The sequence below is a fragment of the Actinophytocola sediminis genome, from assembly GCF_054779715.1.
Window position 1 is genome coordinate 15,798 of the sequence record NZ_BAAGXS010000036.1, and the last position, 21,477, is coordinate 37,274.

General features: G+C 72.0%; 20 protein-coding genes and 1 pseudogene. 8 read left to right on the forward strand and 13 right to left on the reverse strand.

The window, feature by feature from the left end:
- Positions 1–45: 45 nt before the first annotated feature.
- Both ACYVIP_RS23180 and ACYVIP_RS23185 read right to left on the reverse strand, forming a co-directional pair.
- Entirely contained in the window at positions 46–1,323 is a 1,278-nt protein-coding gene (locus ACYVIP_RS23180; RefSeq protein WP_460399715.1) for a DNA polymerase IV, read from the reverse strand.
- 57 nt (positions 1,324–1,380) lie between these two features.
- A complete protein-coding gene (locus ACYVIP_RS23185) occupies positions 1,381–2,109 on the reverse strand; it encodes a class I SAM-dependent methyltransferase (protein WP_460399717.1) in 729 nt (242 codons plus the stop codon).
- 34 nt (positions 2,110–2,143) lie between these two features.
- Here ACYVIP_RS23185 and ACYVIP_RS23190 point away from each other — a divergent pair, with 34 nt between their 5' ends.
- Positions 2,144–3,019, forward strand: coding sequence for a ParA family protein (locus tag ACYVIP_RS23190; protein WP_460399719.1), 876 nt, complete (start codon positions 2,144–2,146; stop codon positions 3,017–3,019).
- Between the two features lie 331 nt (positions 3,020–3,350).
- On the opposite strand, the gene ACYVIP_RS23195 is transcribed toward ACYVIP_RS23190, so the two are convergent.
- The gene (locus ACYVIP_RS23195; RefSeq protein ID WP_460399721.1) at positions 3,351–4,223 is read right to left on the reverse strand and encodes a hypothetical protein; all 873 of its coding nucleotides are present in this window, start codon (positions 4,221–4,223) and stop codon (positions 3,351–3,353) included.
- Positions 4,224–4,265: 42 nt separating this feature from the next.
- Between ACYVIP_RS23195 and ACYVIP_RS23200 the strand changes: the two genes are divergently transcribed.
- Positions 4,266–5,291 (forward strand): quinone-dependent dihydroorotate dehydrogenase, encoded by a 1,026-nt coding sequence (locus ACYVIP_RS23200; RefSeq protein WP_460399723.1) that lies wholly within the window; start codon positions 4,266–4,268, stop codon positions 5,289–5,291.
- 86 nt (positions 5,292–5,377) lie between these two features.
- Here the strand turns inward: ACYVIP_RS23200 and pspM are convergent, their stop codons facing one another.
- From pspM to rimO, 6 genes are all read right to left on the reverse strand, one after another.
- Positions 5,378–6,253 carry a phage shock envelope stress response protein PspM gene (pspM, locus tag ACYVIP_RS23205; RefSeq protein WP_460399725.1) on the reverse strand — a complete coding sequence of 292 codons (876 nt, stop codon included), beginning with the start codon at positions 6,251–6,253 and terminating at the stop codon, positions 5,378–5,380.
- Between the two features lie 30 nt (positions 6,254–6,283).
- Positions 6,284–7,123: a PspA/IM30 family protein gene (locus ACYVIP_RS23210; protein WP_460399727.1), complete on the reverse strand. Its 840-nt coding sequence runs from the start codon at positions 7,121–7,123 to the stop codon at positions 6,284–6,286.
- Positions 7,124–7,465: 342 nt separating this feature from the next.
- Positions 7,466–7,924, reverse strand: coding sequence for a helix-turn-helix domain-containing protein (locus tag ACYVIP_RS23215; protein WP_460399729.1), 459 nt, complete (start codon positions 7,922–7,924; stop codon positions 7,466–7,468).
- Positions 7,925–8,102: 178 nt separating this feature from the next.
- Positions 8,103–8,621 carry a CinA family protein gene (locus ACYVIP_RS23220; protein WP_460399731.1) on the reverse strand — a complete coding sequence of 173 codons (519 nt, stop codon included), beginning with the start codon at positions 8,619–8,621 and terminating at the stop codon, positions 8,103–8,105.
- A complete protein-coding gene (gene pgsA / locus ACYVIP_RS23225) occupies positions 8,614–9,216 on the reverse strand; it encodes a CDP-diacylglycerol--glycerol-3-phosphate 3-phosphatidyltransferase (RefSeq protein ID WP_460399733.1) in 603 nt (200 codons plus the stop codon). Before pgsA ends, ACYVIP_RS23220 begins: the two co-directional genes overlap by 8 nt.
- Positions 9,217–9,324: 108 nt before the next feature.
- Positions 9,325–10,743, reverse strand: coding sequence for a 30S ribosomal protein S12 methylthiotransferase RimO (rimO, locus tag ACYVIP_RS23230; RefSeq protein ID WP_460399735.1), 1,419 nt, complete (start codon positions 10,741–10,743; stop codon positions 9,325–9,327).
- 174 nt (positions 10,744–10,917) lie between these two features.
- On the opposite strand from rimO, the gene ACYVIP_RS23235 reads away from it, so the two are divergent.
- From ACYVIP_RS23235 to ACYVIP_RS23245, 3 genes are all read left to right on the forward strand, one after another.
- Positions 10,918–11,520, forward strand: coding sequence for a response regulator (locus tag ACYVIP_RS23235; protein WP_460399849.1), 603 nt, complete (start codon positions 10,918–10,920; stop codon positions 11,518–11,520).
- 70 nt (positions 11,521–11,590) lie between these two features.
- Positions 11,591–12,088, forward strand: coding sequence for an amino-acid N-acetyltransferase (locus ACYVIP_RS23240; protein ID WP_460399737.1), 498 nt, complete (start codon positions 11,591–11,593; stop codon positions 12,086–12,088).
- Positions 12,089–12,203: 115 nt separating this feature from the next.
- Complete coding sequence (locus tag ACYVIP_RS23245) at positions 12,204–12,650, forward strand: phospholipase (RefSeq protein ID WP_460399739.1); 447 nt, start codon at positions 12,204–12,206, stop codon at positions 12,648–12,650.
- A 50-nt stretch (positions 12,651–12,700) separates the two neighbouring features.
- Here the strand turns inward: ACYVIP_RS23245 and ACYVIP_RS23250 are convergent, their stop codons facing one another.
- Entirely contained in the window at positions 12,701–13,822 is a 1,122-nt protein-coding gene (locus ACYVIP_RS23250) for a lipase family protein (RefSeq protein ID WP_460399741.1), read from the reverse strand.
- A gap of 94 nt (positions 13,823–13,916) precedes the next feature.
- A complete protein-coding gene (locus tag ACYVIP_RS23255; protein ID WP_460399744.1) occupies positions 13,917–16,505 on the reverse strand; it encodes an FtsK/SpoIIIE family DNA translocase in 2,589 nt (862 codons plus the stop codon).
- Positions 16,506–16,655: 150 nt separating this feature from the next.
- Here ACYVIP_RS23255 and ACYVIP_RS23260 point away from each other — a divergent pair, with 150 nt between their 5' ends.
- The gene (locus tag ACYVIP_RS23260; protein ID WP_460399746.1) at positions 16,656–17,480 is read left to right on the forward strand and encodes a lysophospholipid acyltransferase family protein; all 825 of its coding nucleotides are present in this window, start codon (positions 16,656–16,658) and stop codon (positions 17,478–17,480) included.
- Positions 17,481–17,484: 4 nt separating this feature from the next.
- On the opposite strand, the gene ACYVIP_RS23265 is transcribed toward ACYVIP_RS23260, so the two are convergent.
- Positions 17,485–17,967 (reverse strand): Lrp/AsnC family transcriptional regulator, encoded by a 483-nt coding sequence (locus ACYVIP_RS23265; protein ID WP_460399748.1) that lies wholly within the window; start codon positions 17,965–17,967, stop codon positions 17,485–17,487.
- 161 nt (positions 17,968–18,128) lie between these two features.
- Between ACYVIP_RS23265 and ACYVIP_RS23270 the strand changes: the two genes are divergently transcribed.
- Positions 18,129–19,031: an EamA family transporter gene (locus ACYVIP_RS23270; protein WP_460399750.1), complete on the forward strand. Its 903-nt coding sequence runs from the start codon at positions 18,129–18,131 to the stop codon at positions 19,029–19,031.
- A 72-nt stretch (positions 19,032–19,103) separates the two neighbouring features.
- On the opposite strand, the pseudogene ACYVIP_RS23275 reads toward ACYVIP_RS23270, so the two are convergent.
- Positions 19,104–20,081: pseudogene (locus ACYVIP_RS23275) on the reverse strand (helix-turn-helix domain-containing protein); the annotation flags it as partial.
- Between ACYVIP_RS23275 and ACYVIP_RS23280 the strand changes: the two are divergent.
- A complete protein-coding gene (locus tag ACYVIP_RS23280) occupies positions 19,969–21,465 on the forward strand; it encodes an MFS transporter (RefSeq protein ID WP_460399752.1) in 1,497 nt (498 codons plus the stop codon). The pseudogene ACYVIP_RS23275 and the gene ACYVIP_RS23280 sit on opposite strands and share 113 nt — an antisense overlap.
- Positions 21,466–21,477 lie beyond the last annotated feature (12 nt).

The window sequence follows — 21,477 nt, forward strand, 5'->3', positions numbered from 1 at the left end:
CCGGCGATTCGGACCCGCGAGATACCGGTCAGTGCGGACAGCCCATCATCGCTCCGGCTCGCCGCCCGCGCTCGGTGAACGCGCTGCCCGATCGCGGCGCAGCAGGCTGGCCGGCCGCACCGCCGCGCCACCGAACTTCGCCCTGGCCTGGTCGGCGGCCTGGTCCGCGTCCCGCCAGCCCCGCTCCGGCGCGTCGAGGAACAACTGCTGGGCGCCGCCCTCGCCCAACTGCTCGACCCGCACCCCGATCAACCGCACCGCCCCCGGCGGGGTCTGCTCGTCCAGCAGCCGGCAGGCCGTCCGGTAGATCTCCTGGGTCACGTCGGTGGCCACCGACAACGTGCGCGACCGGGTGATCGTGGTGAAGTCGCCGAACCGCACCTTGATCGACACCGTGCGCCCGCGCAGCCCCCGGCGGCGCAGCGTGGCCGCCGTGCGCTCGGCCATGTGCAACAGCTCCTGCTTGAGCGCCTCCCGGTCGGTGCGGTCGACCTCGAAGGTCTCCTCCGCGCCGATCGACTTCTCCACCGACTCCGGCTCGACCACCCGGTCGTCGCGCCCGTTGGCCAGCGCGTGCAGGTGCTCGGCCGCCGCGTTGCCCAGCGTGCGCCGCAGCCGGGGCAACGGCGTGGCCGCCACGTCGCCGATCCGGTTGAGCCCGACGGCCGACAGCCGCTCGGTGGTGCGCTTGCCGACGCCCCACAACGCCGACACCGGCAACGGATGCAGGAAGGCCAGCGCCTCCCCGGCCGGCACCACCAGCATCCCGTCCGGCTTGCACAGCCCGGAGGCCAGCTTGGCGACGAACTTGGTCGCCGCCACCCCCACCGAACAGGTGATGCCGTGCTCGGCGACCACCCGCGCCCGGATGCGCTGCGCGATCTCCCCCGGCGTCAACCGCAACCGGCGCAGCGCCCCGGACACGTCCAGGAACGCCTCGTCCAGGCTCAACGGCTCCACCAGCGGCGTGACGTCCCGGAAGATCGCCATCACCCCGGCGGAGACCTCCTGGTACAGCGCGAACGTCGGCGGCAGGAACACCGCCGACGGACACAACCGCCGCGCGTGCGCGGTCGGCATGGCCGAGCGCACGCCGAAGGTGCGCGCGATGTAGTTGGCCGAGCTGACCACCCCGCGCCCGCCGACACCACCGACCACCACCGGCCGGTCGGCCAGCTCCGGCCGCTGGCGGATCTCCACGGCGGCGTAGAACGCGTCCATGTCGACGTGCAGCACCGCACAGCCGGCGTCGTCGGGCCACGCCCCGTCCCGCGCCAGGTACCGCTCGACCAGACCCCGCGGCAGGTCCGCACTCCGCCCCATACCCCGCAGCCAACCAGACCGCACCGACAACGGCGGTCATCGGCCGGGGCGCTCAGGTCAGGCCGCGCCCCACCGGCCGACCGCGTGCAGGCGGGTGGCGATGTCGCGCAGCGGGGACACCCCGGCCAGCCGCGACTCCAGCTCCGCCAACGCCTCGACCGCCCCCGGGTCCTGCTCCAGCGCCGAGCCGGGCACCAGATCGCTCAGCACCCCCAGGCCCTGCAACGACTCGACCATCAGCCCGGCGTCCGCGAGCAGCCCGCTCAGCCCGGCGGTGTCGAACCGCCGCAGCAGCGCCTCCTCCGGCAGCCGCCCGTCCGGGTCGTCGAGCAGCCGCCCGGCCTCGGCCAGCCGCCCGGCCACCGCCCGGTGCACCACCGCGGCGGTCCGGTTGGCCACCAGCACCGACACCACCCCACCCGGCGCGACCGCGCCCACCATCGCCGCCACGGTCACCTTCGGGTCGTCGACCACCTCGAGCAGCCCGTGCGCCAGCACCAGATCGGCCGCGCCGGCGGCCACCACCTGACCGAGCGCGTCACTGTCGGCCTGTACGGCGGTCACCCGGTCGCCGACCCCGGCGTCGTCGATCCGCCGCGACAGCGTGGCGAGCGCGTTGGGATTCGGCTCGACGACCGTCACCGCGCACCCCGCCACCGCCAACGGCACCGCCAGCACGCCGCTACCACCGCCGACGTCGAGCACCCTCGGCGGCTGACCACCCCGCCGACGACGGGCCGAGATCAACTCGGCGTCGAGCGTGCGGCGAACTGCATCCGGTCGCATGGAGCAGAAGGGTAGGCCCCGTAGGGTTGTCGACGTGCAAACGGTGGCGGTGCTCAGCCTCAAGGGTGGTGTCGGCAAGACCACCATCGCGCTCGGCCTTGCCTCGGCTGCGCTGCGCCGGGGCGCGCGCACGCTCGTGGTCGACCTGGACCCCCAGTGCAACGCGACGACCACGCTCGACCCGGAGGACACCAAGGCCACCGTCGCCGACGTACTCGAAACCCCCCGGCCCGCCGTGCTGCGCGACGCGATCGCCAACAGCGCGTGGGGCGAGGAGGTCGACGTCCTGGTCGGCTCGGAGTCCCTCGAGCTGCTCAACGACCAGGACTCCGACCCGCGCAGGCTGGACAAGCTGGCCCGCGCGCTCACCCAGCTCGGGCCGCTGCTGGACGACGACACGCTGCCCTACCAGCTGGTGCTGCTGGACTGCCCGCCCTCGCTCGGGCGGCTGACCCGCTCCGCGCTGCGGGCCGCGCACGGCGCGCTGCTGGTCACCGAGCCGACGATGTTCGCGGTGTCGGGCGTGCAGCGGGCGTTCGAGGCGGTGGAGAACGCCCGCGAGGAGCACAACCCGGCGCTCTCGCCGCTGGGCATCGTGGTCAACCGGGTGCGCCCGCAGTCCTACGAGCACCAGTACCGGATCGCCGAGCTGCGCGAGCAGTTCGGCCGGCTGGTGATGCCGGTCGCCCTGCCCGACCGGCTGGCCGTGCAGCAGGCGCAGGGCGCGTGCGTGCCGATCCACCAGTGGTCGACACCCGGCGCGCGGGAGGTGTCGCTGGCGCTGAACCTGTTGCTGGCCAGGGTGTTGCGCACCAGCGGCCGGGGCAGGCATCGCACCGCCAGCTGGCCGGAGTCCGACACCGACGAGCGCGAAGGCGACACCGACACCAGCGTCGTACTGGACACCTGATAAAGCGTGCGCCAGATCGCGGACAAAATCCTTTGGCCCGAGCCCTCTCCAGCACGTAATCTCGCGGTACACGAGAGAGGAGGTGGTCCAACGGTGAATTGCTATCGGACACGTGAGGTGACTGTCCGCTAAGGACCACCGACCGGACATTGACCGGACATGGTTTGGCTGGCTGCGCAACACGGCTGACATCGGCTTTCGCCGGTGCCGTAGACGCGCGGTGTGGTCGGCGAATACCAGGCAGTCACCCGGCCCTCGGAGCTCTCAGGGAACTCGTCCGACCCTGAGCCCGCGCTTTTGACGGAGCGCGGGAGCCGCCCGGGGGCCGCTTTTATTTCTCCTCCAGCTCCGCCAGCCCGCGCTCGGCCTGCTGCACCTGCCGCCAGGCCTGACCGGCCCGCCGCTCGGCGTCCTTCACCGTCCGGCTCGCGGAGCCGACCCGCCTGCGGGCCTCCTTCTCCTCGGCCTCGGCCGCGTCCAGCTCCTCATAGACCCGCCTTACCCTCTCGGTCGCGTCGTCGGCGGCGCGTTGTGCCTGGTCGAGGGCACGTTCGGTGTCCGCGCGGTCGGCCTCGGCCTCCTTGACCGCGCCCCGTGCCTCCTCCAGCTGGCTGCGGGCGGCCTCGATCCGCCTGGCCCGGTCGGCCGCCTCCCGGTCCGACAGCGCCCGCTGCGGCTCCTTCTTCGCCGGCCGGGGCCGGGGCGCGGGCGCGGCCTGGCCGTCGGCCAACGGCCAGGCCGGGACCGCCAGTTCCTTCGCCGAGGCCAGCCGGCCGGCCAGCAGCACGCGGGCCACCTCCTGGTCGGCGATGGCGGTGGTGAAGATCTCCGCCAGCTCACGCACGACCGACTCGGTCAGCGGCGTCGCGTGGTGGGTGCCCGCCTGCTCGACCAGCCGCGCGACCAGCCTGGTCCGCTGCTGGGAGAGGGCCTTCAGGTCGGCGCCGGCGAGGGCGGCGTGCGCCTCCCTTAGCTGGTCGCCGAGCTCGGTGACCTGGTCGACGGCCGAGGACTCGTCCCTGGCGACCTGGTTGGCCAGCCACGCGGAGGTCGTCGGCTTGGCCAGCTTGTCGATCGCCTTGGCGGTCTGCTGGTCACCCTGCTCGCGGGCCTGCTTGGCCAGCTCCTTGCGGCGGCTGGTGAACGCCTCGCGGGAGCCCGCGTAGAGCTCGTCGGCCGCGGCGTCGAGAGAGATGTCTGGCACGCCACCATCCTCCCGCCTCGGCGACGATGAAACGATGCGCGGGTGGTCTACCAGCATGTTGTGCGGCCGGCGCTGTTCCGGTTCGGCGGCGCCCCGGAGCGCGCCCACGAGCGCACCCTGGCCACGCTGGCCAGGGTCGGCTCGCTGACCAGGGTGCTGCGCCCGTTCTACGGGCGGGGCAGGCCGGTGGAGGCGTTCGGCCTGCGGTTCCCCGGGCCGGTCGGGCTGGCCGCCGGCGTGGACAAGAACGGGGTGGCGTTGCGCGCGTGGCCCGGGCTCGGCTTCGGGTTCGTCGAGGTCGGCACGGTGACCGCGCACCCACAGCCGGGCAACCCCCTGCCCCGGCTCTACCGGCTGCCGGCCAGTGAGGCCGTGATCAACCGGATGGGGTTCAACAACGCGGGCGCCGAGGCGCTCGCGGGGCGGCTGCGCCGGCTCGGATCGTCGCCGGTGCCGGTCGGGGTGAGCATCGGCAAGTCGAAGGTCACGCCGGTCGAGGAGGCGGTGGCCGACTACCGGGAGTCGCTACGGGTGCTGTTCCCGTACGCCGACTACTTCGCGATCAACGTCAGCTCCCCCAACACGCCTGGCCTGCGCGGGCTGCAGGACCGCGGGGCGCTGGCCGAGCTGCTGGCCGAGCTGGCGCGGACGGCCGACTCGCTGGCGGCCTCGGCGGGCAGGCGGCCGCCGCTGCTGGTGAAGATCGCCCCCGACCTGACGTTCGAGGCCATCGACGAGGTGCTCGCGGTGTGTGTCGAGCACGGCGTGGCCGGACTGATCGCGACGAACACCACGCTGTCCAGGGACGGGCTGGCCGCTCAGGACGCGGTCGTCGGCCAGCAGGCAGGCGGCCTGTCCGGCCGCCCGCTGACCGCGCGGGCGCTGGCGGTGGTCGAACACGTGGCGCGCGGCGGCCTGCCGGTCATCGGCGTCGGCGGCATCCACACCCCGGCCGACGCGGCCCGCATGTTCGACGCGGGCGCCAGCCTGGTGCAGCTCTACACCGGCTTCATCTACCGAGGCCCAGCCCTGACCCGCCGAATCAACCGCCTGCCACGAATGCCCTGAATGAGGCATTGGCGACGGTCAACGTCCCGAATGGGGCATTCAGGGCACTTCCCCAACCCGCGGCCCTCGGATCTGGCCCTGTCGGGCTAGCCGCCCGCCTGCGACAGCTCGCGCAGCGCGGCCGCCAGGCCGGCGAGGTGGTCGGTGGCGTCGGTGAGCTCCTGGTTGGGGCCGGCCGACGAGCTGGCCGCCACCACACCGCCGGCGGCGGCCACCAGGCTGCGATACCCGTCGAGGCCCTCGTCGAGCTGCTCACGCAGCCGGGCGACGCCCTCGACCAGCGGACCCCGCTCCAACGGCGGCGCGTGGTCACGGGCAAGCTCGACCGCGACCAGCTGCGCCGCGACCGCCCGCAACGCGGTGGCCGCCTCGACGCTGGTCGCCCTGGCCTGCTCGACCGACTCCGCCGGCACCGACGCCGGCTGGCCGCCGCCACCGGCGAGCTGGGCCAGCACCTTGTCCAGCGCCGCCTCCGCCTCGGCCAGCCGCTGGATCGGCTCCCTGGCCGAGGAGCCCTTCGGCGGCAGCGCGGCCGGCGGCGCGGCGGCCCCCACCGAGTCGGCGGGGGCGTACCGCTCGTCGAACTTCCGCTGTTCCCGCTTGATCAGGGTCATCTTCCTGGTCGCGCGCACCGCGAAGGTGCCGGTGACCAGCGCCATGGCGATGCCGAAGATGACCGCGCTCGCCTGGTCGACGGCCGACGAGGTGCCTTCGATGATCACCCCGGTGGCCGCCGCGACCGCGAGCACGATGCCGATCGCGCAGATCAACGCCCACATCGTGGCCCACCGGGACGCCCAGATCCGCCGCCGCTCGAGCTTGCGGCGGTGGCGCTGGATCTTGGCCGCCTCGTCGCCCCGGGCGGCCAGCGCGGACTGCACCTGCTGCATGACCTGGCCGACCTGGCCGTTGGCATACCGGTTGGCCAGTTTGGTCAGCTGGTAGATCTCGCGCCCGCGCATGGTCCCGGCACCTCCGGTGGGGTCAGCTGATCAGGAACTCTGCGGGTTCGCCTTCTGCTCCTGGGCGACCCGCTGCGCGATCTCGGCCTGGATGTTGCCCGCCGCCGGCGTGGTGGCCGAACCGCTGGTGACCTGCGGGGTGACCGAACCACCGGCCATCGACGCGCGGATCTGCTCCAGGCGGGACTGCCCGGCCATCTCCGTGGTCGAGGCCTGGACCTCCATCATGCGGCCCTGGACCGAGTTCGAGGCGAGCTCCGCGGAGCCGAGCGCGGTGGTGTACCGCTTCTCGATCTTGTCCCGGACCTCTTCCAGCGATGGCGTGTTGCCCGGCGCGGCCAGCTCGCTCATCTGGTTGAGGCTCTTGGAGACCTGCTCCTGCATCTTGGCCTGCTCGAGCTGGCTGAGCAGCTTGGTGCGCTCGGCGAGCTTGTTCTGCAGCATCATCGCGTTGCGCTCGACCGCGCTCTTGGCCTGCGTCGCGGCCTGCAACGCCTGGTCGTGCAGCGTCTTGAGGTCCTCGATGTCCTGCTCGGCGGTGACCAGCTGAGTGGCGAACGAGTTCGCGGCCTGCTCGAACTGGGTGGCCTTCGCCTCGTCGCCGTTGGAGCGCGCCTCGTCGGAGAGCACCAGCGCCTGGCGCGCGGAAGCCTGCAGCTTCTCCACGTTGCCGAGCTGGCGGTTGAGCTTCATCTCCAGCTGACGCTGGTTGCCGATCACGGCGGCCGCCTGCTGGGACAACGCCTGGTGTTGCCGCTGGGCCTCCTCGATGGCCTGCTGGATCTGTACCTTCGGGTCAGCGTGCTCGTCGATCTTCGACGAGAACGCTGCCATCATGTACTTCCAGAACTTCACGAAAGGGTTGGCCATCTCCTCCGCCTGCCTTCTCCGAACTGGTTCGCTGCTGGCTGCCCACCAGAGTCCGCGTTGTGCGGTTGGTACGGCAACGCCCCGTCATCGCTGTCGGTTCCATCGTGTCAGGTGCGGCGGCGTCCTTACCACCGGACCGGGCAGAAATCAGCACCGAATCAGGGATGGCCCTGAGGCTCCGAACCGATCTCGGGGTTGGTCACCTGACGTACACACAGCCAGCCCCGCCCGCAGAACATCGAGCCTACCCGTGAGCAGGCACGCTGGTGTCGGAGCATCGCGGGTGATCGCCAGCCGGGGCCGTGACGGCACCGGCTGAGGCGCTCACCGAGCGTGTCGGGATCAGGCGGCGAACACCGCGCCGATCCGGCGGCCGCTCAGCGACGCGTCCATCCGATGGGTCAGCACAGGCTGGATGCGCAGGTCGGCAAGGCTGTCGCCGACCACGGCGGGCAGCAGCTGACCACCGTCGACGCCGTCCGCCGACGCGCGGGGGACGGCGTCGGCGCCCGCCCGGTCCAGCGCCTCGGCCCGCTCCGGGGCCTCGGCCGCGTCCGGCATCGAGTCGACGACGACCAGGTCGCTGGCCACGTGGTGCATCAACTGGCCCAACGGCAGCTCGAGCGCGTCGCAGATCGCGGCCAGCAGTTCGCTGGACGCCTCCTTGCGGCCGCGTTCGACCTCGGACAGGTAGCCGAGGCTCACCCGGGCGGCCCGGGAGACCTCGCGCAGCGTCCGCCGCTGGTTCGTGCGGGCATGCCGGAGCCGATCACCGATCGCCTCACGCAACAGCACGGTCATCGCGCGCGCCTCCCTTCAAGATCGACCGCTCGGCCGAAGCGGTCGAGCACAGTGACAACGTTACCGATCGAGCATGATCGTCGGCAGCGACATCACCACTCGTCCGCCACAAGCGAACGACCGAGCGGGTCTCGATGTTCCCGAACGTTACGGAACGGAACTGGAGCATCGGTTGAGTTCAGGCAGGTGACGACTCCGCGAACTGGGCCCTGAGCAGGTCGAACGCCGCCAGCACGGCCGCCGAGCGGACCTGGTGACGATTTCCGTCGACACCGATCGTGTGCACTGTGGTCGAGCCGGCGCCCGACACGGCCAGATGCACCACTCCCGGCTCGACCCCGTCCTGCGGATCGGGACCGGCGACGCCGGTGAGCCCGATCCCCCAGGTCGCGCCGCAGACCCGGCGGGCGCCCATGGCCAGGTGCTCGGCGACCAACGGGTGTACCGCGCCGTGCTCGGCGACCAGCGCGGCGGCCACGCCTGCCAGGTCGGTCTTCAGCTCGGTGGCGTAGACCACCAGGCCGCCGCGCACGACGGCGCTGGAGCCGGGCACGCTGGTCAGCGTGGCGGCCACCAGCCCGCCGGTGAGCGACTCGGCGGTGGCGACGGTCTCGCCGCGCCGCCGTAACGTGGCGACCAACTCGGCCACCTCCTCGGCCGGGACGCCGAGCGTGTCGGCCAGGGGATTCCTAGCCACGTGCCCGCAGCCGCAGCGCGCGCACCACGTAGTCGACGCCGGTGCCGACCGTCAGCACCAGGGCCACGCCCATGACGAACCAGTTGAGCGGGTCGAACCCGGCCGGCAGCGGCAGCAGGAACAGCCCGATGGCGAAGATCTGCACGATCGTCTTGAGCTTGCCGCCGTAGCTCGCGGCGATCACGCCGTAGCGCATGACCCAGAACCGCAGCAGCGTGATCAGGATCTCCCGGCCGGCGATGGTGATGGTGACCCACCACGGCAGCTCGCCCAGGATGCTCAGGCCGATCAGCGCGGAGCCGGTCAGCGCCTTGTCCGCGATCGGGTCGATGACCTTGCCGAAGTCGGTGACCAGGCCGAACTTGCGGGCGAGCGTGCCGTCGATGTGGTCGGTGACCGACGCGACGGCGAACACCAGCGCGGCGATCAGCCGCCAGCCGGTGGACTCCGGCTCGGCGAACAGGGTCAGCAGGAACACCGGCACCAGCGCGAGCCGGGTGACGGTCAGGATGTTCGCGACGTTGAGGATCGGCACCGGCACGGCGGCCACGCCGACGGTCGGCTCCGGCGGCCGTCCGTCAGCAGCCGAACTCACGACAACCCCTCACCGGCGCGCTCGCCCGTACCCCGGTCACCGCAGCGAAGGGCTCCTTCGCTGCGGTGGACGCAGTGAAGGAGCCCTTCGCTGCGTTCACGGGCCCGGTCACGGCGAACCACCGGCGACCACCTCGGCCGGCGTCACGATCAGGTCGACACCCTCCGCGTCGACCACCTTGCCCCGCACCAGGTCACCCACGGCCAGCCTCCCCTCACCGGTGAGCAGGCATTCGCCGTCCACCTCTGGTCCCTGGTGCGCGGCCCGTCCCGCGCACTCCGCGCCAACGCGCTCGACGAGCACGAGGACCTCCTCGCCGATCCGGTCCTCGGCTCGCTGCGCGGTCAGCTGCTCGACCAGGTCGGACACCCGCGCGACGCGCTCGGTGACCACCAGCGGGTCGAGCTTGCCGGCGAGCCGCTCGGCCTCGGTGCCGTCCTCGTCGGAGTAGCCGAACACGCCGACGACGTCCAGCCGCGCCTCGGTCAGGAAGTGCTCCAGCTCGGCCAGCTCGTCCTCGGTCTCGCCAGGGAAGCCGACGATCACGTTGCTGCGGATGCCGGCGTCCGGCGCGAGCTCGCGGATCTGCTCGATGAGCGCCAGGAACGACTCGGTGCCGCCGAACCGGCGCATCCGGCGCAGCACGGTCGAGCTCGCGTGCTGGAAGGACATGTCGAAGTAGTTGGCCACCCCGGGGGTGCCGGCGATCGCCGCCAGCAGGCCGGGCCGGGTCTCGGCCGGCTGCAGGTAGGACACCCGGACCCGCTCGATCCCGTCGAGGTCGGCCAGGCTGGGCAGCAGCCGCTCCAGCGCGGCCTGGCCGCCGTGCTCGCGGCCGAAGTCCTTGCCGTAGGAGGTGGAGTTCTCGCTGACCAGGAACAACTCGCGGACGCCCTGCTCGGCCAGCCAGGCGGCCTCGGCGAGCACCTCGGCCGGCTGGCGGGAGACGAACGACCCGCGGAAGGACGGGATCGCGCAGAACGAGCACCGCCGGTCGCACCCGGAGGCGATCTTGAGCGCGGCCACCGGGGCGTCGTCCAGCCGCTTGCGCAGCGCCCGGGGACCCCAGCCGTGGCCGGGCACCGAGACGTCGCTGGCCGACCGGTCGACCGGGGTGATCGGCAGCAGGGTGCGCCGGTCGGTCGGGGTGTGCGCGGCGACCGGGCGGCCGGCCACCACGTCGTCGAGCCGCGCCCCCAGGGTCGGGTAGTGGTCGAAGCCGAGCACGGCGGCCGCCTCGGGCAGGCTCTGCGCCAGCTCAGTGCCGTAGCGCTCGGCCATGCAGCCGACCGCGACCACCTTCGCGCCGGTTTCGGCCGCTTCCAGCAGGGTGTCCACCGAGTCCTTCTTCGCCGACTCGACGAAGCCGCAGGTGTTCACCACGATGACGTCGGCGCCTTCGGCGTCGGTGGTCAGCTGCCAGCCATCGCCGGCGAGCCGGCCCGCGAGCTCCTCGGAGTCGACCTCGTTGCGGGCACACCCAAGGGTGAGCAGGGCGGCACGGCGCTCGGCCGGTGGAGTTGGCACGGCTCTCAGGGTAACCGCCGGTGCCTCGGTTAACGCGGGTTACTCCGCCGCCAGGGTGATGTCCATGCGCGGGGTGTGTATCGGCTGGTCCACCTGGCGGCCGGCCGGCACCCGTCCGGGCTCCCGACTGTCGGGGACGGCCCTGCCGATCGGCAGGAGCGCGCGCGGCGGGCGGTGCTGGCCGCGGCCGAGGGCGTGGCGGTGGTCGCGGAGGCGGCGACCGGCCGCGAGGCGGTCGATCTCGTGCTCGCCCACCACCCCGACGTCGCGGTGCTCGACATCCGCATGCCCGGTCTCGACGGGCTGGACGCGGCCGCCGAGCTGCGCCGCCTCGGCACCGGCACCGGCGTGCTCATCCTCACCACCTTCGCCGACGACACGAACATCGCCCGCGCGCTGGGCGAGGGTGCCGGCGGCTTCGTCCTCAAGACCGGCGACCCGCACGAGATCATCGCCGGGGTGCGGGCCGTCGCCACCGGTGGCGCGTACCTGTCGCCGCTGGTCGCGCGGCGGGTGATCGACCACCTCGCCGGCACCGGGCCGGGCCTTGGCCGGCGGGACCGGGTCGCCGGGCTGACCGAGCGGGAGCGCGAGGTGCTCGGCCTGCTCGGCGCCGGCCTGTCGAACGGGGAGATCGCCGCGCGCATCCACGTGGTCGAGGGAACGGTCAAGGCCTACGTCAGCACGATCCTGCGCGCGCTCGGCGCCCGCAACCGGGTGCAGGCCGCGATCGTCGCTCACGAGGCCGGGCTCATCCCACCCGCTGAGCTGGGCTGACCGCCGCGCTGTCGCGCGAGAGCGGTGGACTCATGGGTGACCGCGGTGGGGTGGCGACTAGGTTTGGGCTGTGAGTGGAGTGGTGGTCCGCCGGGCGCGGATCGGTGACGCGCGGACCATCAAGTCGATCATCGACACCTATGTCGGCAAGGTGTTGCTGGAGAAGGAACTCGTCACTATCTACGAGGACGTGCAGGAGTTCTGGGTCGGCGAGGTGGACGGCGAGCTGGTGGGGTGCGGTGCGCTGCACGTGCTGTGGGAGGACATCGCGGAGATCCGGTCGATCGCCGTGCTGCCGCGCGCGGCCCGGCTCGGCGTCGGCAGCCGGATCGTCGCCCAGCTGATCGCCGTGGCGCGGGAGTTGGGGCTGGCGCGGCTGTTCGTGCTGACCTTCGAGATGAAGTTCTTCGCGCGGCACGGTTTCGTGGAGATCGACGGCACCCCGGTCACCCCGGAGGTCTACGAGCAGATGCGGCACTCGGCCGACGCGGGGGTCGCCGAGTTCCTCGACCTGCCCTACGTCAAGCCCAACACGCTGGGGAACTCTCGCATGCTGCTCGAGTTGTAAAAGCCTTTCGATACCTAACATTCGCCCGTTAGAGGGTTACGTAAACGTCTGTGGCCAGGCGTAATTGATCAGGGGTCCGCATCGGGCGGGCCCCGTATGCGGACAAGGAGATCGCGTGGCCACGTCAACCCTGCGTCGTGTAGCCCAAGCGTTCGTCACCACCATCGCGGTGATCGGCACCCTGTTCATCGGCGTCGGCACCGCCCAGGCGGCGCTCGATCCCGCCCAGCTCCGGGCGGTGACCGACCAGTACCTGCACAGCACCAGCCTCAGTGGGTTCCAGACCGTGCGGGCCCAGCAACCCCACAGCGGCCAGCTCGACTGGTCCTCCGACGGCTGTTCCAACTCGCCGGACAACCCGTTCGGCTTCAACCTCGTGCGCGCCTGCTACCGGCACGACTTCGGCTACCGCAACTACAAGAAGCAGGGCCGGTTCACCGAGGCCAACCGGCTGACGATCGACAACCGGTTCAAGTCCGACATGTACACCATCTGCGACGGAAACTGGGCCTGCAACCGCTTCGCCGACGTCTACTACGCCGCCGTACGCCAGTTCGGCTAGGCAGCCCGCCTGAGCTGGCTGGGGCGGTCGCGGCCGCCCCAGCCAGCGAGCTAGCAGTCGCCGCCGGTCGCGCGGCCGGCGAGGCGGTCGGCGACCCAGCCGGTGACCGCCGGACTCATCAGCGCGGCGGTGGTGAAGTGCGCACCGGTGTTGGTCTGCCAGTACGTCACGTTGGCGCCGTCGCCGCACCAGTCGGCCCGCAGGTTGACGCTCACCTCGACCGGCAGGATCTCGTCGCCGTTGGAGTGGTAGAGCAGCACCGGCGCCTGGGGCGTGGCGCCGCCGAGGTTCTGCTCGTCGACCCTGGCGCTCCACTCCGGCCGGGCGAGCACGTCCTCGGTGGTGTAGTCGGCCATCCTGGTGCCGGCGTACTTGGACAGCTCGTCGGTGCAGTCGTCGGCGACGTCGGCGAACGCGACCCGGCCGGCGTCGTTCAGGTACGGCGCGAGGTCCAGCTCCGGGTAGGTGACGTCCATGCCGAAGCCCGCAGCCATGACCAGCCCGACGTTGTCCCCGCCGTCGTTGTGGTCGGCCACCGTCTTCAGGTTCGCCGGCGGGGCGCCGACGGCGTAGGCGGCGATGTTCAGCTCCGGGGCGTAGCTCGGCGCGAGCTGCGCGGCCCAGCCGGCGGCGTGTCCGCCCTGGGAGTACCCGACGATCGCGACGTCGGTCGATGGCGAGAGCCCGGTGCCGGGCAGGCGCAGCGCGGCGCGGACCGAGTCCAGCGTGGCGTTCCCCTCGGCGCGGCCGGCGATGTAGGTGTGGTCGCCCGGCGTGCCGATGCCCTCGTAGTCGGTGATCGCCACGGCGTAGCCGCGGGTCGCGTACTGGTGGATCAGCAGGCCCTCGGTCTCGTCGCCGGCCTCGAGGTGGCGGGAGGGCGCGCACTGGTCGCCGAGGCCGTGGGTGCCGGGCGCGTAGCCGACGACCGGCGTGTCGGCGTTGGCCCCGCGCGGCACGATCACCGTGCCGCTGACCGTGATCGGCTGCCCGGTGGACGAGGTCGAGGTGTAGGTGATCAACCAGGTGCGGGCGTAGAAGAAGCCCGGTGCGCTGACCGCGCGGGCGGTGACCACGTCGCCCGGCGCGGCGACGGCAACAGGTTCGGCCACCGCGGCCGGCGCGGCGAATCCCAGTGCCACGAACAGGATCCCGGCGAGTACTCGACGCATTTAACTGTCCCCTCTGACAGTTGGTTCAGACCACCTCACCGTAACGGCCCGATCACAACTGGTAAAGGTTCTTATCGAATGTTCGGCCGGTTGCTCAGTCGTCCTCGTCCGGGTCGGGGCCGCCGCCGCGGATGAGGTACAGCACGCTGTCCAGCTCGTCGGGCTTGATCAGCACGTCGCGGGCCTTGGAGCCCTCCGACGGGCCGACCACGCCCCGGCTCTCCAGCAGGTCCATCAGCCTGCCCGCCTTCGCGAAGCCGACCCGCAGCTTGCGCTGCAACATCGACGTCGACCCGAACTGCGAGGTGACCACCAGCTCCGCGGCCTGCAACAACACGTCGAGGTCGTCGCCGATGTCCTCGTCGATCTCCTTCTTCTCGCCGGCCTTCGCGGCCGTCACGCCCTCGGTGTACTCCGGCTGCGCCTGCTCCTTGACCGACGAGACGATCGCGTTGATCTCCTCGTCGGTGATGAACGCGCCCTGGACCCGCACCGGCTTGGACGCGCCCATCGGCAGGTACAGGCCGTCGCCCATGCCGATCAGCTTCTCCGCGCCCGGCTGGTCGAGGATGACCCGCGAGTCGGTCAGCGACGAGGTCGCGAACGCCAGCCGGGAGGGCACGTTCGTCTTGATCAGACCGGTCACCACGTCGACCGACGGGCGCTGGGTGGCCAGCACCAGGTGGATGCCGGCGGCGCGCGCCTTCTGCGTGATCCGCACGATCGCGTCCTCGACGTCGCGCGGCGCGGTCATCATCAGGTCCGCCAGCTCGTCGACGATGGCCAGGATGTACGGGTAGGGCCGGTACTCCCGCTCCGAGCCCGGCGGCGCGGTGATCTCGCCGGAGCGGACCTTCTTGTTGAAGTCGTCGATGTGGCGCACCCGGTTGGCCTGCATGTCCTGGTAGCGCTGCTCCATCTCCTCGACCAGCCAGGTCAGCGCGGCCGCGGCCTTCTTCGGCTGCGTGATGATCGGCGTGATCAGGTGCGGGATGCCCTCGTAGGGCGTCAGCTCCACCATCTTCGGGTCGATCAGGATCATCCGGACCTCGTCCGGGGTGGCCCTGGCCAGCAGCGACACCAGCATCGAGTTGACGAAGCTCGACTTGCCGGAGCCGGTGGAGCCGGCGCACAGCAGGTGGGGCATCTTCGCCAGGTTCGCGGTGACCATGTGGCCCTCGATGTCCTTGCCGAGGCCGATCACCATCGGATGGGTGTCCTTGACCGCGGTGGCCGAGCGCAGCACGTCGCCGAGGCGGACCATCTCCCGGTCGGAGTTGGGCACCTCGATGCCGACCGCCGACTTGCCGGGGATGGGGGCCAGCAGCCGGACGTTGTCGGTGGCCACCGCGTAGGCGATGTTCTTGGTCAGCGCGGTGATCTTCTCGACCTTCACGCCGGGGCCGAGCTCGACCTCGTAGCGGGTCACCGTCGGGCCCCTGGTGAAGCCGGTGACCTGCGCGTCGATCGAGAACTGGTCCAGCACGCCGGTGATCGCCTCGATCATCGTGTCGTTGGCGCGGCTGCGGGCCTTGGGCGGGTCGCCGCCGGCGAGCAGGCCGGGGTCGGGCAGCGTGTAGTCGCCGTCGACCACGCGGGTCAGCGCGAGCTGGCCGGTCTGCTCCTTGGCCGGCGGGTTCTCCTTGACCTGCTCCGGGCGCACGCTGGGCTTCTTGCGCCGCGGCGGCGGGGGCGGCGGCTCCTCGGGTGGTTCGAGCGCCAGCTGTTGGGCCTCGGCTGGCGGCTCCTCGGCCATGGTGGCCTGGCGGCGGCGGGACGGGCGGCGCAGCCGGGTCTCGGCGGCCGGGGTGTCCTCCTCCTCAGTGCCGGGCAGGTCGAGGCCCTCGCCGTCGAGGTAGTCCTCGTCGTCCTCCGGCTCAAGGCCCAGCTCGCGCAGCCGGGTCGGGATGTCGCGGAAGCGGGTGCCGGTGAACACGAGCACGCCGAAGCCGAGCACGAGCACCAGCAACGGGATGGCGACCCAGGTCGTCACGCCCTTGGCGAGCATGCCGCCGGAGGCGTAGCCGAGCGCGCCACCGGCGTACATCCGGCCGTCGTTGTCCTCCGGCAGGTCGCTGAACACGTGCAGGATGCCGAGGAAGGCCATGGCGAACAGCAGCGTGCCGACCACCAGCCGCGGCCGTTTGTCCGGCTGCGGGTCCGAACGCATCAGCGCGATGCCGATCACCAGCAGCACCATGGGCAGCGCCATCGCCGCCGCGCCGGCCGTCGAGCGCGCGCCGACCTCCAGCCAGCGACCGATCGGGCCGGCCGCCTTCCACCAGATCCCTGCGCCGGCGATCACGCCGATGGCGATCAGCGCGAAGGCGATCCCGTCCCGGCGGTGGGCCGGGTCCAGCTCCTTGGTGCGCCCGACCGTCCTGGCCAGCCCGCCGACGCCCTTGGCCAGCAGGTTCCAGCCACCGCGCAGACCGCGGGCCAGAGTGTGCGTGACCCCGGCCTTGCGCTTGGGGGCCGGGCGGGCGGCGGGCTTGCGGGCGGCGGCGGTACGGGTGCGCGACGAGGACGCCGAGGAGGTACCGCGAGTCCGGGGCGACGGGGACGGCCTGGTCGACTTGGTCGAACTGGTGGTCTTGGTGGACTTGGTCGACGATCGAGCGCTACCGCTACGGCCACCGCTGCTGCCCTTGGACGACTTCGAGGCTGCTGTCCGGTTCGCCATGTCCGACACGGTAGTCCGCCCTCACCACACACGTCACTCCTGCCACACGGGCATCGGCAAGGCCATTCGCGGTGAATCCCGGGTAACCGGGGCCGGCGTCTTGTGGCCCACGTCTTCACTGCCGGACGGGACCATGCGATGCTCCGGCACATGGTCGCGCTGTTTCGCCGCTTAACCGAGCCGACACGCCGGAAGGAGGGTGCCGCCCGCGTCTCCCCGGTCTGGTTCGCCATGACCCAGGTGGATCGCGCGCTCGTCCGGCTGGTCGGCCGGATCGAGATCACCGGCACCATCCCGCCCGACTTCCGGGACCGTCCCGGACTGATCGCGGCCAACCACATCGGCATGTTCGACCCGTTCGTGCTGACCGCGGCACTGCGTAAGTCCGGGGTCAACCCCAGGTTCGTGCTGACCGCGGGGCTGCTCGACGCGCCCGTGGTCGGCTGGGGGCTGCGCCAGGGCGGGTCCATCCGGGTGGACCGGGGCAAGAGCAACGTCATCGAGGCGTTCGCGCGGACTACCGAGGCGCTGCAGTCGGCGTCCGGGCCGATGCTCGTCTACCCGGAGGGCCGGATCAGCCGCGAGCCAGGCTTGTGGCCCGAGCGCGGCAAGACCGGGGTCGCCAGGATGGCGCTCGCGGCCAAGGCGCCGGTGATGACGATCAGCCAGTGGGGCGCGCACGAGGCGATGTACTGGGGCAGCGAGCGGGTCAACGGCGTGCGGGACGTGCTGCCCATGGTGGGGTCGGCGCTGCGCGCGATCCGCGACCGGCCGGTGTTCCGGGTGCACTTCGGCCCGCTGGTCGACCTCGGTGACCTGTCCCAGAGCACGCCGGGCGACGCGGTGAAGGCGCACGGCCGGATCATGCGCGCGATCACCGACAACCTGGTTCCGCTGCGCACCGACGAGCCGGACACCCCGCGCTTCCACGACCCGACCCGGCCGACCGACAGCACCAGCCCCTGGCGGCCGTAGGTCCTCACGGGCGAAGGGCTCTGGTGGGGATCGCGGCGCCGGTGCGGGCCGGGTTCAGCACGAACAGCGTCGAGTACTTGCGGACGTTCGGGGTGTCCATGAACAGCCGCTCGGAGATCTCGTTGTGGTTGGCCATCCCGGCCGCGGCCAGCACCACCACGTAGTCCCACTCGCCGTACACCTCGTAGACCTGCTGCACCTCGGGCGCGGCGAGCAGCCGCCGCTGGAAGGCCTCGTGCAGCCGGCGCGACTCGCGTTCCATCCCCACCAGGCACACGGCGAGCACCAGGTCCGGGCTGAACCTCGGGTCGAGCACGGCCGCCGTCCTGGCCAGCAGGCCGGAGGTGCGGTAGCGCTCCACCCGCCGCTGCACCGCGCTTGGCGACAATCCGACGATCTCGCCGAGCGCGCTGAGCGTGCGGCCGGCGTCGGCCTGCAGCTCGTCGAGCAGCCGGTAGTCGATCTCATCCAGGGTGAGCTTGCGCACGCAAAAATCTTGCGTCAGCGCGGGAGAAAATTCAATCGCGACGCGCCGCCGCTGACATAGCCTGCGAACGGAGAACTCCCTGCCACGGAAGGGCCACCGGCCGCATGACGATCACCGGCACGACCACAAACGGCGATCGTGCGACCAGTGATTCGAGAACGATGGTTAGGCGGCGGGGCACGCTGCTCGTGCTGGCGGCGTCGTTCTGCTTCGGCACCTCGGGCGTGCTGGCCAAACCCGCGATGGACGCCGGGCTGAGCCCCCAGCAGGTCGCCAGCGCGCGCATCGCGCTGGCCGCGCTGGCACTGCTGCTGGCCGTCGGGCTGGTCCGGCCGGCGCTGCTGCGGGTCCGCCGGTCGGACCTGCGGCTGCTCGCCGGCTACGGGCTGGTCGGGGTGGCCGGGGTGCAGCTGTTCTTCTTCGCCGCGGTGGCCAGGATCCCCATCGGCATCGCGATGCTGCTCGAGTTCACCTCGCCGATCCTGGTCGCGCTGTGGGTGCGGTTCGTGCGCCGCACGATCCTGCCGGCGCGGATGTGGGTCGGCACCGTGCTCGCGTTGGCCGGGCTCGCCATGGTCGCCCAGGTCTGGCAGGGCCTGCGGCTGGACACGATCGGCCTGCTCGCCGGGATCGCGGCGGCGCTGTGTGCCGCGGCCTACTTCCTGCTCGGCGAGCACGGGATGAACTCGCTGTCCCCGATCGGCATGGTCACCTGGGGCATGGTCGTCGGCGCGGTCGCGGTCGCGGTCATCGCGCCGCCGTGGTCGCTGCCGCCGGACCTGCTGGTCGCGGGCGCCGACCTCGGCGCGTGGCGGGTGCCGGTGTGGAGCCTGCTGGTCGCCTGCGCGGTGGTCAGCACGGCCGTCGCCTACCTGCTCTCGATCACCGCGTTACGGCACATGCCGGCCAACGTGGTCAGCGTGCTCGCGCTGTGCGAACCGGTCGTGGCCACCGCACTGGCCTGGCTGCTGCTCGGCCAGACCCTCACCCCCGTGCAGCTGGTCGGCGCCGCCGTCCTGCTCGCCGGCGCCACCCTGGTCCAGCTGGCCGACCGGCCACGCTGACGACTCCTGGGTCAGCAGCCGCAGCGCGTCCTCGGCACCGATGTCGTTGGGGGTGTAGATCTCCAGCCGGTGGTCGAGGCTGTCCGGCTGGTGCCAGACCTGGTAGGTGACGCTCGCCGCGCCGACGGTGGGGTGGCGCAGGTGCATGTCGCCGACGGTGCACTCGGCGACGGTGCCGGTGGCCCACATGGTGGCGAACTCGTCGCTGCGCATGGCCAGCTCCCCGATCAGCTCGGCCAGGCGCGCGTCGGTCGGGAACCGGCCCGCGGTGAGCCGGAGGTAGGCGACGTGGCTGCGCGCGAGCTCGTCCCAGTTGCGGTACAGGTCGCGGACCAGGGGGTCGAGGAAGAACATCCGGGGCATCGACGGCCGCCGCTCCCGGTCCCCCGGCGCGTCGAAGGCGAGGTGTCCGGCGAACAGCGCGTGGCCGGTGCGGTTCCACGCCAGCACGTCTCCCCGGCGGCCGAGGACGATCGCCGGGGTGATCTCGTCGAGCGACTCCAGCAGGGCCAGGACACGGGCGTGCGGGATCTCCTGGGGTGGTTCGGACAGCCCGGGGTCGGCGGGCGGTCGCGCGAGGTTGCGCAGGTGGGTCGCCTCGATCTCGGTGAGCCGCAACACTCTGGCGATGGCGCCGAGCACCTGCGCGGAGGCGGATTCGGCCTGTCCCTGCTCCAGGCGCGTGTAGTAGCCGGCGCTCACCCCCGCGAGCTGGGCGAGCTCCTCGCGGCGCAGGCCGGGGACCCGGCGCGCGGTCCCGTAGGAACGCAGCCCGATCTCGGCCGGCGTGATCCGAGCACGACGACTCCTCAGGAACGCGCCGAGGGTCTCCACGACCTCGAGCGTAGGCGGCGCGGTGGCGCCGTGGGTGCACCTGCTGGGTGTACCCACGGCACGGGGATGGCTGTTGTGCTGACCGTCGCCAAGCGTGGACGCCATGTCCACATCGCACCCGACGACCGCCACCCGCCGTTCCTGGCTGGGGCTGCTGGCGCTGCTCGGGCCCGTCCTGCTGGTGTCGATGGACGGGTCGATCCTGTTCCTGGCCATGCCTCGGATCAGCCAGGCGCTCACGCCGACCGCGGACCAGGCGCTGTGGATCCTGGACAGCTACGGCTTCGCCGTCGGGTCCCTGCTCATCACCTTCGGCAGCGTCGGTGACCGGTACGGCCGGCTTCGGCTGCTCATGGTCGGTGCGGTGGTCTTCGGCATCGGGTCCGCGGCGGCCGCTTTCGCGCCCACCCCCGAGTTGCTCATCGCCGCGCGCGCACTCATGGGGGTGGCCGGCGCGACCCTGCTGCCCTCCGCGCTGGCGGTGCTGAGCGAGCTGTTCGCGGACCCGCGACGCCGGGCGCGGGCCATCGGCATCTTCGCCGCGGCCTACGCGTTCGGCTTCGCGATCGGCCCGGTGGTCGGCGGCGTCCTGCTGGAACAGTTCTGGTGGGGGTCGGTCTTCCTGGTCAACCTGCCCGTGATCGCCGGGTTCCTGGTCGTCGCGCCGGTGCTGCTCAGTGAGGTGCGCGCGACCCGGCCCGGCCGCGTGGACGTGCTCAGCGTGGTGAGCTCCTCGGTGGGTCTGCTGCTCACCGTCTACGGCCTCAAGCACGCGGCGACCGACGGACTCTCGGCCGTCGCCCTGCTCACCGGCCTCACCGGGCTGGCGTTGCTCGGGTGGTTCGCCCGGCGACAGCGCGGCCTGGCCCACCCGCTGGTGGACTTCTCGCTGTTCCGCGACCGGGTCTTCACCGTCGCGATCATCAGCGCGCTGCTGCCGCTGGCCGCGTGGTCGGCGACCGCCTACCTGGCCGGCAGCTATCTGCAGTCCGTGCTCGACCTCTCCGTCCTGCGGACCGCGTTCCTCGCGCTGCCCGGGGCCATCGTGCTGACCGCCACCTGCGTGGTGGTGCCGATGGTGGCCGACCGGGTCGGCCGGCGAGCCATCCTGATCAGCTGCCACCTCGCCATCGCGGCCGGACTGCTCCTGCTGCTGCCGGCGACGATCGACGGCGGTGTCGGCTGGTACGTCGCGTCCACGGTCATCGCCGGCGTCGGCTACGGCATCTCCTTCGCCGTCGTCGCGGACACCGCCGTCGGCGCCGTGCCGACCGAACGCGCCGGCTCGGCCGCCGCGATCTCCGAGACCGGCAACGAGATCGGCACCGCGCTCGGGATCGCGGTGTTCGGCTCACTCGCCGCGGTGATCTTCCGGCTCCATGGTCCTGACCTGGCGCCCACCCTGCACGAGACCCGCCAGCTCCCTGGCCTGGCCGCCGAGACCATCGACCAGGCGAAGGCCGCGTTCGTCACCGGCCTGCACGTGGCCGCCGTCGTGGCCAGCCTCCTGCACCTGGCCCTCGGCGTCCTCGCGCTGCGCTGGCTCCCCAGGGTCAACCGCCCTGAATGCCCCATTCAGGACGGTGAACGTCGCCAATGACCCATTCAGGGC